The sequence below is a fragment of the Aurantiacibacter atlanticus genome (genome assembly GCF_001077815.2).
GTDB lineage: Bacteria > Pseudomonadota > Alphaproteobacteria > Sphingomonadales > Sphingomonadaceae > Alteraurantiacibacter > Alteraurantiacibacter atlanticus.
The window spans coordinates 1183901-1196061 of sequence record NZ_CP011310.1; the positions used below are offsets into that span (position 1 = coordinate 1183901).

The 12161-nt window shown below is 60.6% G+C and carries 9 protein-coding genes and 1 pseudogene; 1 reads left to right on the forward strand and 9 read right to left on the reverse strand.

What is annotated here, in order from left to right; genetic code table 11:
• Nucleotides 1-275: 275 nt before the first annotated feature.
• Together CP97_RS05705 and edd are read right to left on the reverse strand one after the other, a co-directional pair.
• A complete protein-coding gene (locus CP97_RS05705; protein WP_048886760.1) occupies nucleotides 276-1910 on the reverse strand; it encodes an alpha-D-glucose phosphate-specific phosphoglucomutase in 1635 nt (544 codons plus the stop codon).
• A 2-nt stretch (nucleotides 1911-1912) separates the two neighbouring features.
• A complete protein-coding gene (gene edd, locus CP97_RS05710) occupies nucleotides 1913-3727 on the reverse strand; it encodes a phosphogluconate dehydratase (RefSeq protein WP_048885151.1) in 1815 nt (604 codons plus the stop codon).
• Nucleotides 3728-4390: 663 nt separating this feature from the next.
• Between edd and CP97_RS05720 the strand changes: the two genes are divergently transcribed.
• Nucleotides 4391-5293: a class I fructose-bisphosphate aldolase gene (locus CP97_RS05720; protein ID WP_048886761.1), complete on the forward strand. Its 903-nt coding sequence runs from the start codon at nucleotides 4391-4393 to the stop codon at nucleotides 5291-5293.
• A 31-nt stretch (nucleotides 5294-5324) separates the two neighbouring features.
• Here CP97_RS05720 and CP97_RS05725 read toward each other — a convergent pair whose 3' ends face one another.
• The 7 genes and pseudogenes from CP97_RS05725 to CP97_RS05760 all read right to left on the reverse strand — a co-directional run bounded on the left by CP97_RS05725 (nucleotide 5325) and on the right by CP97_RS05760 (nucleotide 12094).
• Complete coding sequence (locus CP97_RS05725; RefSeq protein WP_227819690.1) at nucleotides 5325-6143, reverse strand: universal stress protein; 819 nt, start codon at nucleotides 6141-6143, stop codon at nucleotides 5325-5327.
• A 118-nt stretch (nucleotides 6144-6261) separates the two neighbouring features.
• Nucleotides 6262-7653, reverse strand: a pseudogene (locus CP97_RS05730) (IS3 family transposase).
• A 107-nt stretch (nucleotides 7654-7760) separates the two neighbouring features.
• Entirely contained in the window at nucleotides 7761-8972 is a 1212-nt protein-coding gene (locus CP97_RS05740) for a copper resistance protein B (protein ID WP_048885154.1), read from the reverse strand.
• Complete coding sequence (locus CP97_RS05745) at nucleotides 8972-10786, reverse strand: copper resistance system multicopper oxidase (protein WP_048885155.1); 1815 nt, start codon at nucleotides 10784-10786, stop codon at nucleotides 8972-8974. Before CP97_RS05745 ends, CP97_RS05740 begins: the two co-directional genes overlap by 1 nt.
• A gap of 56 nt (nucleotides 10787-10842) precedes the next feature.
• A complete protein-coding gene (locus tag CP97_RS05750) occupies nucleotides 10843-11403 on the reverse strand; it encodes an RNA polymerase sigma factor (protein ID WP_048885156.1) in 561 nt (186 codons plus the stop codon).
• 11 nt (nucleotides 11404-11414) lie between these two features.
• Nucleotides 11415-11849: a Spy/CpxP family protein refolding chaperone gene (locus CP97_RS05755; protein ID WP_048885157.1), complete on the reverse strand. Its 435-nt coding sequence runs from the start codon at nucleotides 11847-11849 to the stop codon at nucleotides 11415-11417.
• A 2-nt stretch (nucleotides 11850-11851) separates the two neighbouring features.
• A complete protein-coding gene (locus CP97_RS05760; protein WP_227819691.1) occupies nucleotides 11852-12094 on the reverse strand; it encodes a hypothetical protein in 243 nt (80 codons plus the stop codon).
• Between the last annotated feature and the right edge of the window lie 67 nt (nucleotides 12095-12161).

Here is a 12161-nt window from a genome sequence, read left to right on the forward strand (position 1 = left end):
CCAAATAGCTCATGAGGCCGACGGCGGGTTCGCTCCGTCGTCCACGCCGACGCTGGTTTTTGCAGACACCGTTCGAACTGCCGTCAATCCTGCAGCAGCGATGAGCCCAAATACGGCGCTGATTGTCTTTGAAGCCATATCGTTCTCCTCATACGCGTCGGTAAGACGCGCCTTTCCGATATCGATTACAGCGCGAGCAGCAGAAAACCTCTCGCGCTTGCGAAAGAGGTCGCTTGAACTTCGAGGCGATTAAGCTGGGTGTGAGGCTCTTCGATTCACGTGATGACGGAAGGACGAGACCGTCCGAGCCGTGCGGGGATACCGGCAAGGTCAGAGGCGGTTTCCGCAAGGTGTTCGAGCACGGACTGCGTATCCCGATCTTGCATGTCAGCTCTTGGTTCATAGAGCTCCAGATAGACCCTCAAGGTGCTGGCTGCGCTCGCTGTACCGGAAAGCCGGTAAACGATCCGCGCGCCGCCCTCGAGCGACAAGCGTACTCCCTGGTGCTCGGCCACGCTTTGGTCGACCGGGTCGGTGTAGCTGAAATCCTCCGCAGCCAAGGCGCGCGCGCCACCAGGTGTCTGTCCAAGCAGTGTTTTGGCGCGCTCTCGCAGCGATTGCATGAGGGAGAGCGCTGCATCGGTTTCGACCGCGTCATAGTCATGGCGCGAATAATAATGACGTCCATATTTTCGCCAGTGATCCTGTACTATCCGCGCCACGGGCTGACGCCGCTTCGCGAGGATTGTCAGCCACAGGAGCACCGCCCACAGACCGTCCTTTTCGCGCATGTGGTTCGAACCCGTCCCGAAGCTCTCCTCGCCGCACAGGGTTACCATTCCGGCGTCGAGCAGATTGCCGAAATATTTCCAGCCCGTGGGAGTTTCGAAGCAGGGGATGCCGAGCTCTTCCGCCACGTAGTCAAGAGCGCGGCTCGTCGGCATGGAGCGCGCCACGCCAACCGGACCATCCCCATAGCCTGGCGCAAGTTGCATGTTAGCCGCAAGGATCGCGAGGCTGTCGCTCGGGGTCACAAAGATATTTCTGCCGAGGATCATGTTGCGGTCTCCATCCCCATCCGACGCCGCGCCGAAATCGGGCGCTGAGGAGGCGAACATGTGTCCGACGAGGTCGCGGGCCCGCGCCAGGTTCGGGTCCGGCTTGCCGCCGCCAAAATCCGGCGAGGGCACCGCGTTGACGACGGACCCCGCTGGCGCGCCTAAGCGATCTTCGAAGATCGTGCGTGCGTAAGGGCCGGTGATGGCATGCATGGCATCGAACCGCATGCGGAATTCGTTCTTTTCGAACAGCTCACCCAATTCGTCAAAGTCGAACAGGCTCTCCATGAGCGCGGCATAATCGGCAACAGGATCGACGATCTCGATGATCGTGTTACCGAGCATGAAACTGCCCAGACGATTGAGATCGACGTCAGGTGTATCGACGATCCGGTACGCGGCCAATGTCCGGCTTAGTTCTTCTATCGCCCGGTTGATCTGGTCGGAAGCGGGCCCTCCATTGGCGGCGTTGTATTTAACGCCGAAATCTCCGTCCTCACCCCCCGGATTATGGCTCGCGGTGAAGATTACGCCGCCGCTGGCGCTACGCTTGCGAATGAGATGGGAGGCTGCCGGTGTCGACAGCAGCCCTTCGCGACCGATAATCAAGCGTTCGTATCCGCTGGCCGTAGCCATCTTGATGCAGGTCTGGATGGCCTCGCGATTGAAGAAGCGCCCGTCGCCGCCGATGACAAGGCTCTCTCGGCCTTTCTCGCGAACGGCGCCAAAGATCGATTGCAAATAGTTCTCAAGATAATGACGCTTCCGGAACGTCGCGACGGGCCTTCGAAGACCTGAGGTGCCCGGTTGCTGATCGCCGAAAGGCTTTGTGTGAACGGTCGTGATATGCACGGTCACAGCCCGGCCAGGGTCAGCATCGCGGAACTGCCCTTTTCCGCGCCACCGGCATTTTGGCGCATCATGGCGAAGAGTTCGCGCCCGAGACCAGGTGCCTGAAGCGGCGGTATCGCAGGATCGCGGCTGTTCCATTCGGCCTCGCTCACCGAAGCCGACAGCAGGCCTTCTTCGGCCGACAGGCGCACGATGTCGCCATCACGCAGTTTGGCGAGCGGTCCGCCATCGAGCGCCTCGGGCGACAGGTGGATTGCGGACGGGACTTTTCCGGAAGCGCCCGACATGCGCCCGTCGGTCACGAGAGCGATTTTGTACCCGCGATCCTGCAGGACACCCAGGGGCGGCATGAGCTTGTGTAATTCGGGCATGCCGTTCGCGCACGGACCCTGGAACCGCACGATCACGATCAGGTCGCAGTCAAGCTCGCCCGCTTCAAACGCCTTGACCACCTCGTCCTGCCCCGAAAAAATCCGCACCGGAGCCTCGATCGTCCACCGCTCGGGATCAACCGCGCTCGTCTTGAAGACGGCGCGGCCGAGATTGCCGCTGAGCAATCGCATGCCACCGTCAGGAGAAAAAGGCGTTCTCGCGGGTCTGAGAATCTCGGGGTCGGAACTTTCCTGCGGGGCCGCCTTCCAGTCCAACCCTTCATCGACGAGCACGGGCTGTTTGGCATATGCGTCGAGGTCGCTCGTCCAGACCGTGACAACATCCTTGTGAAGAAGTCCGGTGCCAATCAGTTCGCGAACGACATAGGCCATGCCGCCTGCGCTGTGAAAGTCATTCACATCACCGGCGCCGTTCGGGTAAATGCGGGCCATGAGCGGAACGACCGTGCTCAGTTCTTCGAAATCGCTCCAGTCGATTTCCAGCCCCGCAGCCCGGGCAATCGCGGGCAGATGGATCGTATGGTTGGTGGACCCGCCGGTTGCGAGCAGGCCGACTGCGGCGTTGACGATCGCTTTTTCGTCGACGCAGCGCCCGAGCGGGCGATAATCGTCGCTGTCAGAACCGATCTCGGTCATCCGATGCACTGCGGCCCGGGTAAACTGCTGCCTGAGCTTCGTGCCCGGATGAACGAATGCGGCCCCTGGAACGTGCAGTCCCATCACCTCCATCATCATCTGGTTGGAATTCGCAGTGCCATAAAAGGTGCAGGTGCCGGGCGCGTGATAGGCGGCGCTTTCGGCTTCAAGCAACTCGCGGTGCCCGACCTTGCCCTCGGCAAAGAGCTCGCGAATCCTGGCCTTTTCTCGGTTCGGAAGTCCCGAAGGCATCGGCCCTGCCGGAACAAGAATTGCAGGAAGGTGACCGAAGCGCAGCATGCCGATCAGGAGCCCGGGCACGATCTTGTCGCAGATGCCGAGGAGAAGCGCACCGTCATACATGGCATGGCTGAGCCCCACAGCGGTGGCGAGCGCAATCGTATCACGGCTGAACAAGGACAGCTCCATCCCGGCCTGTCCCTGTGTGACGCCGTCGCACATGGCGGGCGTTCCGCCTGCGACTTGGGCGGTGGCGCCGACTTCGCGAGCAAAAACCTTGATCTGTTCGGGATAGCGATAATAGGGCGCATGAGCCGACAACATGTCGTTGTAAGCGCTGACCACCGCGATATTGGAGGCTCGTGCGCTGGCGAGCGTTTGCTTGTCTGCGCCCGATGCGGCGAAGGCATGCGCCAGATTGCTGCACGACAGGGAACCGCGCCGTGTCCCCGCTTCGCGTTCGCGATCGATGAAATCGAGATAGGCTTCGCGCCGCCGCCTGGAGCGGTCGGCAATGCGATCGGTGACGGACTGGACAATAGGGTTCATGCTTGCTGCCTCCGCAATAGGATCTATTGGCACTCGGTCTTTGCGGCCTGGGAGGTGGATCTTGAACAAGGCGCCTGCCAAAGCGCTACCGACGCCAATTTTAGCATAGGTCTCATTGCCCGCATTCTCCTCACAGGTTCTGCAATCGCAGATGCCGCGAACGAACCAGCACGCGCGCTGTCAGCCAAAGCGCAACACCCAGGCCTCATGCTGGCGCAGAGAGGCATTGCATTGAACAGCAGCCCGTGGTCGCTGAGCATCAGTATGGCGGCAGCGACATACGCACCCAGGCGCATCTATAGCCACGCAAGCGCGGCATCAATCGCGAAGCGAAGGGCAACCAGAACGATATGCACTCCTTTGAATATCATTGATCGCTCCGAATCCTTGTGATCGTGCATGGGAAATGACGGTTGGAGACCCAGTGGATTACGGCCCGATGCTGTTTGCCGCTGGAAATTGGTGCCTCATTGACACAGGGACGCTCCCATCGATCCCGTCCGGTTCCGCCGGACAGGTCGCCTTGCGTGCGAAGTGAACATCGCGGCACACTGTAAGCGAAGCCCGCGGCAAGCGTCATTCCAAAGCGCGTCCGGGTTTTGGCCGCGACCTTGCGACCACTGGGCACCTGCTGGCCGGAGAAACGTTGTGAACAATCCGCAGATGATGGCGCAGATTGTAGGAGGTGCCGGCTTCGTCGCCGCGATCGATCAGTCCGGCGGCTCGACCCCGAACGCTCTGAACGCGCTCGGCCTACCTCCTGATGCGTATGCCGACGAGGAGGAGATGTATGCGCTTATGGACAATGTGCGCAATTGGATCATGCGATCGAGCGTCTTCAGCGGGCGCAAGATCCTTGCCGCCATCCTCTTCGAAAGAACGATGGATGCGGACCTCAAGGGCAGGCCGGTCCCGCAATACCTCTGGGACAAGGGGATCGTGCCCTTCGTCAAGGTCGACAAGGGGCTTGCGGACGAGCGTGGCGGCGTGAGGCTGATGAACGCCAATCCCGATCTGGAGAACGTGCTCGAGCGCGCCGCTTCGCTTGGGGTTTTCGGAACAAAGATGCGCTCCCTGATTAGCGCCGATTCAGTCTCCGGGATCCGTGCACTGGTCGAACAGCAATTCGAGACCGCCAATCTTATCCTTGAGCGCGACCTCGTCCCCATTGTTGAACCGGAAGTCGCCATCGCCAGTCCGGTCCGCTCCGAGTGTGACCGCATTCTCCTTGCCGAACTGATGCGCGCGCTCAAGCGCCAGCCCCACGGGCGTCGTGTCATCCTGAAGCTGACGCTGCCCGTCGAGGAAAATCTGTTTGCGCCGCTCGTCGCGCATCCCAATTGCGCTCGTGTGCTTGCATTGTCGGGCGGCCTGTCGCAACAAGACGCCTGCGCCGGGCTGGCCAGAAACCGCGGGATGATCGCCAGCTTCAGCAGAGCCTTGCTGCAGGATTTGCGCGCACAGATGGACCATGGCGAGTTCAACCGCGTTCTGGGAGAGGCGATTGATCGGGTTTACCGGGCCTCGACGATGAAAGTGCTGACCAGTCCTCAAGACGGACGCTAACCGCGCTCTCGCGGCAATCTGGGGCACTGGCTTAATGCGCCAGGACGAGCGGAATTGGACTGTGCAGGATTATCTCCTGCGTCACGCCCCCGAACACCGTTTCGCGAAACCGCGAATGCCCGTACGCCCCGAGCACGATATAAGCAGCGTCAAGCTTGCTTGCCGCCTTGACGAGTGTATCCGCGACAGATGTCTCATCGTGCGGGACAGCATGTGTTTTCGTCTCGGGTCCATGCAATCTCAGATATTGAACCAGTTCGTCCGGAGCGGAGGTTTCTTTCTCACCGGTGACGCCAATGATGTGGATTTCGCTCGCCATGCGCAGCAGCGGCAAAGCCAATCTCACCGCATGACCGGCCTCCGGCGAACCGTTCCAGGCGACGATGGCCGCGCCCTCGCTTGCAAAACGCTTGTTATCGCTGGGCACAACCAGGGACGGTGTCTGGATATGGACGGCAACGTCCGCTGCGAGCGGGGCTCTTCTCCCAAGGCCCGATTCGCCGGGCTTGGGCTGACTGAGGATCACCAGATCGGCGAGGTTTGCATGCTCAGCGATGAGCTGCGCAGCAGAGCCTTCCTCATGGCGCCATTCCCATTCCACGCCTTCGCGTTGCAAACGCCCCTCGATGAGATTGCGGTCCTCCTCCTGTGCTTCGCGGAATGACTGGAATGCCTCCGGAGGCAGATAAGCGACGCCAAGGAGATCGCCGGCATAAACGTAGGAACTCCAGGGCGTCGACTGCAGACAGATAAGGCGCCCACCGCTGTTCCGGACGATATCGATCGCTGCGGCGAGGCGTGCATCCTGACCGGCATCTCGATATATATGCAACAATACAGATTTCATCATATCACCCCGCTCGACTGTGCCGCTTGTGCCGCTCGATGCGCCCTTGTCCGTCGTCAAAACATTTGGCACAACTCGCGGCGTAGGATTGCGGAGTGCGGGCCTCGTCTGGGTTTGATGTTTAGGCGGCGAGCTTGCGGTGTTGCAAGCGCCGATGTTCGAGTGTCTTTCGCTTGATCCTTTCTCGTCGTTTGATGATGGCGGGAGCCCTGCCGAAGTAGGCATCGGCAGGCGTCACGTTGTCGAGGCTTTCGTGATAGCGCTGGTGGTTGTAATGCTCGACGAACGCCTCGATCTGCTGTTCGAGGTCGCCAGGCAGGAAGTAGTTTTCGAGCAGCACGCGGTTCTTTAGCGTTTGATGCCATCTCTCGATCTTGCCCTGGGTCTGCGGATGGAAGGGTGCACCGCGCACATGGCTCATCCGGTTCGCTTCGATGTATTCGGCCAGTTCCCCGGCGATGTAGCTGGGACCGTTGTCGCTCAGCAGACGTGGTCTGTGCAGCACATTGGCATGGTCGCAGCCTGAGGCTGCCAGAGCCATGTCGAGCGTGTCGGTGACGTCCTCGGCTCGCATGGTGGTGCAGAGCTTCCAGGCGATGATGTAGCGCGAGTAATCGTCGAGCACGGTCGAGAGGTAGACCCAGCCCCACCCGATGATCTTGAAGTAGGTAAAGTCGGTCTGCCACATCTCGTTGGGGCGCGTGGTCTGGGTGTGGAACGCCTCTGCCGCCTTGATCACAGTATAGGCCGGACTGGTGATCAGATCGTGGGCCTTGAGCAGCCGGTAGACGGTGGCTTCCGACACGGATTCGAAGCGAAGCGAAGAAGGGCAAGCGGAGCGCGCCCAACTAGCGCTTCTCGTCAGTGAAGCGCACCGCCAGTTCCCTTGGGCTGAGGTCAGTCTGCTCCAGCGCCATCTCGACGATCTGATCCTGAACCTCGGGTGCGATCCTGTTCCACACGCGGATCGGCGTCGATGACCTGTCTGCCAGCGCCTCCGGCCCGCCTTCAAGGTAACGGTCATACCAGCGGTAGAAGGTGCGCCGTGCGACGCCGAGCTGGTCCAACGTGCGCTTGGCCGGGAGATGCGATTGCTCAACGATCCTGATGATCTCCAGCTTCTCGGATGCGGGGTATCTCATGCGTCGTCTCCCCCATCCGCGATCATGCTTTTTTTGAGCAAGCGGTTCTCCAGGATGAGGTCGGCCACGCATTCCTTCAGATCGCGGGCCTCACGGCGCAGATCCCTGACTTCGTCCGTAGTTGCTGCACGGGCGGTGTCGCCAGCCAGGCGGCGTTTGCCGGCCTCCATGAACTCCTTGGACCAGGTGTAGTACAGGCTCTGGGCAATGCCTTCCTTGCGGCACAACTCAGCTATCGAGTCATCGCCGCGCAGGCCTTCCAGCACGATCCTGATCTTGTCTTCCGATGAAAAATGCCGACGGGTCTTGCGGCGGATGTCCTTGACCACCTGCTCGGCAGGCAATTTGGACCTTGAGGATTTGGGCTTCATCTTCGTTCCTTCGTCACTACGACGAAGCCCAAATCCTCCTTAAATCACAACCTCAAATCTGTGCCATAGGTGCTGACGGGGGACACAAATAGGACATGCTTGTCTCCCTAGAACCAGAATCGCACGCCGATGACGTAATTTGTCACGCTCGGGTCCTCGCCTGCGGAGCGCGCAAAGTCGCGGCTGTTGCCAAGCTTCCACTCCTGATCGATCCCGATATAGGGCGCGAACTCGCGCGCGAATTCGTAGCGCAAACGAACACCGGCCTCGATCGCGTCGATTCCCGCGCCGATGCCCAGTTCCGGAATGTCCTGGGCCGACAGCGCGATTTCGGCGCGCGGCTGCAGGATCAGGCGCTGCGTAATCCGCTGGTCGATTTCACCCTCGATCCGAGCAGTCAGGTCACCGTTGTTCGACAGGAAAGCGGCAGCGTCCACCTCGAATTCATAAGGGACCAGCCCCTGGATGCCGACCACTGCATGTGTGCGCTCAGGCCCGGTGAAATCCTGCCGGACACCGGCCTGAAAATCGAAGAACGGGGCGATCGCGCGGCTCCACAGAGCCTGGACTTCGGCTGTCTCGATCGCTTCGCCGAAACTGCCTTCGCCTTCGGACTTAAACCATAGCTTGTCGTAGTCGCCGCCATAATAGCCCTGAACGTCCCAGAGGTAGCCGTCATCGCCGTCACGCACCCGGTATTCGAGTCGATCACCCTGAAACCAGAAGACCGGCGTCCCGCTGACCTCCCTGGTGACCGCTGCGCGCGATGCCTCCATTTCTTCTGCGCCGACAAAGGCGTCGGCGGCAAAGGCCGGGCCTTGGAGCGCTTCGGGCGGGGGAGGGCCTTCGGGGATGGGCATATGATCGGTCTGCGTGCCGTGCCCCATGGCCGAATGATCCATGTCCGCCTGATCGTCACCGCTCTGCATGCCGGGCATCGGCATGGAACCGTGATCCATGGTGCCGGAGGCTGCCGTGCCAGCGTGGCTGGAGCCATCTTGCGAGCCGTGGTTCATCTGCGGGTGATCCATCGGCTGACCGTCCATGCTCGGACAATCCATTTTGCCCTGGCCCATTTTGTCCTGGCCCATTTCGCCCTGGTCCATTTGTGGGCAGCCCATCTCCGGGCGATCCATCATCTGATGATCTGCGCCTTGCTCCGGCTGCGCATCGTCCCCGAAGGTCTGGGCATTTTGCGTTTGTGCCGTCTGGCTTTCACTCTCAGCTTGTTGATGCGCCGCGTGGTCCTGCTCTTGCGCCAGAGCCGGAACGGAAACGGCAAGGAGAGGCAGGGCGAGGAGTGAATGCAAATTCTTCATCAGGCATCTCCCCCTTCGAGCGGTCGAACTGTCACGACCTGGAACATCCCGGTGTGCATGTGATAGAACAGGTGGCAATGGAACGCCCAGTCGCCGCGCTCATCGGCGGTGAGATCGAACTGCGCGCTTCCGCCCGGCTGCACATTCAAGGTGTGCTTCAGCGGCTGACGACCATCCGGTGCGCCGTTCACCAGTTCGAAGAAATGCCCGTGAAGGTGGATCGGGTGCACCATCATGGTGTTGTTAATCAGCTTGACGCGCACTCTTTCGTTGTAGGCGAACTGGATCGGCTCGGTGATTTCGTCGAATTTCTTGCCATCGAACGACCACATGTACCGTTCCATATTGCCGGTCAGATGGATGGTCTTCATTCGGCTAGGGCGACGATTATCACTATTGGGCGTTGCCGCCACAAGCTGACTGTAATCGAGGACGCGGTGATCGACATCGTCGAGGCCAAGTCCCGGAAAATCCATCCGGTCGATCGGATTCGAGGCCACCGAGTCTATTCCGGGGCCCACCACCACATTGGGCGGCAGTACCGATGTATCGCGCATGTTCATGGTGCCTCCCATCGCGCCAGCAGCCTCGGAGCCGTGATCCATGCCGCCCATCGCGTCTCCGCCGCCGACGTCGGAGCCGGCACCGGAGCCGTGGCCCATGCCTTCCATCGTATCTCCACCCGCGGACCCCGCTGAGCCGTGGTCCATACCGCCTATGCCCATATCGGTCATGGTGAGAACCGGGGGCATTCTGAGCGCCGGCACTCCTGCGCGGGCACCCGGACGGCTTGCCAGTGTGGCAACCCCCATGCCCGAACGGTCGATTGATTCCGCAACAATCGTGTGCGCCTCACCATTCGGTTCGATTATGACGTCATAGGTTTCGGCGACCCCGATCTGGAATTCGTCGGTTTCGACCGGCTGAATATTCTGCCCGTCGGCTTGAACGACCGTCATCGGCAGGCCCGGAATGCGGATATTGAAATAGGTCATCGCCGCGCCGTTGATGAAGCGCAGGCGCACACGCTCCCCGGAGTTGAAGAGATATTCGAGATCGTCGGCGGGACCATGCCCGTTGATGAGATAGGTGTAGGTCGCACCGCTGACATCCGAGATATCGGTCGGCATCATGCGCATGCGGGCCCACATCCGGCGCTCTTCGCCGGAAAGCTCGTAATCGTCAGTCCAGGTAGTCTGGTTGTAATTGAAATAGCCGCCGCCGACCTTGAGCTTGTCCATGATTGTGTGTGGACTCATCGTCGTCCAGTCAGAGAGCATCACCACATAGTCGCGGTCATATTCGTAGGGCTCGGGCTCGATCGGATCGATGATCAGCGGGCCGTAATGACCAAGCGGCTCCTGCAGCGTGTGTGCATGCCACCAGTAGGTGCCCGATTGCCGGATCGGGAACTCGTAGCGAAATGTCTCACCCGGTTCGACAGCCGCCATGCTCACGCCCGGGACCCCATCCATCAGGAAGGGCACCAGCATGCCGTGCCAGTGGATCGAGGTGCCCTCATGGGCCTGATTCACGAGGTCAACGGTCAGGTTTTGCCCTTCGCGCAGCCGGACCAGCGGACCCGGAATGGTGCCATTGACCGCAACGCCCGCGCCAATGCGCGAACCGGTCGTAAAGCCGGTATCAGCAACCGTCATTGTCAAGTGTTCGCCTGACAGGACATCGCTGCCCTTTCGGGCGACCGTTCCGTCCAACGCGCCGCGCGCCCACGCAGGCATGGCGCTAGCGAGACCGAGCAGTCCCGCTCCGCCAACTCCTGAGCCGATGAATTTCCGTCGATTGATCGCCACCATTGAGGGCTCCTAATATGGATCGTACACTTCAATTACGCAGCGCTCGAGCTTACCCCTCAAAATTCTTTCAACCGTTCCCTGAGCCGTTTGCGTGCACGGTAAATGCGCGTCTCAATGGTCTTTTCGCTGACCCCCAGGAGAGCGGCAGCTTCGCCCTGGCTGCGATCGTCCATACTGACCAGAACAAGCGCCTCGCGTAGGCGAATCGGCAGACGCTCGATTTCGGTTGTCAGGCGCCGAAGCGCGTCACGCTGTGTGGCGATTTCCTCGGGATCGGGACCATCGTCTGCCACCGTCAGCATTTCGTTGGAGGTGTCCAGGCCGATTAGACGCGCTACCTTGCGTTTACGGAGCCGGTCGCGGCATTTATTAAGGACAACCGTCGTCAAAAACGGGCCGACCGGACGCTGCGGGTCGAGCCGGTGGCGTGCGATCCAGACCGAAGCAAGGGCATCCTGAACGGCATCTTCGGCTTGATGGGGGCCTCCCAGCATTCGGCCAGCAAGCGAAATCAGCCGCGCAGAATGGGGCTCGACCAGAGCCCCGAAAGCAGCCCTGCTGCCCTTGATAGCCTGGCGGATAAGGGCGGCTTCAGAGCGGTTATCGGTCCCCAACACGCGCGGTTAGTCTAGTTATGAGGTTTGCTGGTGAGCGCCTCGGAGACTTGACGATCGAAGATGGTCTGCTGCTCCGGTTCGAGAATCTCGCGCATGTCGAACACGTGCTGGACCGTAGCCTTTTGCAGTTCTCCCAAACGTGCGTGGACCTCATCGATCGCCGCTCTGACTTCCGGGCCGTAAGCATGCTCTTCATCCATGGCCTGCGCAAGCCGTGCGTTCGAGGCGCGCACCGACGCTTCGAGAGCCGACCGCTCGACCGCATACCGCGCTTCGAGAGTCTCGAGGCGCGTATTCTGTTCCGCAGTCAGAACCAGTTCCTCATGGACGAACTGATGGAGGCTGCCGTTGCGCTCGGGGATCAACCACCGATCCGCCGCGATCGCCCCAAGATAGCCAGCCAGAGCTGCAAGCAGGACAGCGATAACAAGGTTGGGCGTCTTCAAGTCTAGCCGCCCACATGAAGGAGAGCGGCGGGAGACAGCTGATCATCTGCAGCAAAGTCACTATAGGCTATCTGCTGAGACGAGCCAAAACCGTGAGGCAGCCCGGTCGCGCCGATGCCTGCGCTCAAACCGATCACGAATAGACCGGAGAAAAGTGCAGCACGGCGGCGACGCTCGGCAATCTCCCCCAGCTGTCCGGCGCGCTGCCAGACACCGCCCATGAAATCTGCAGATTCGTGCGCCACAGCTTGCGATCCCAAAAGTCTTAGAGCCTGATCCGAAATTAAGTTGAGTGGTGTCAGCGGGTTAGCT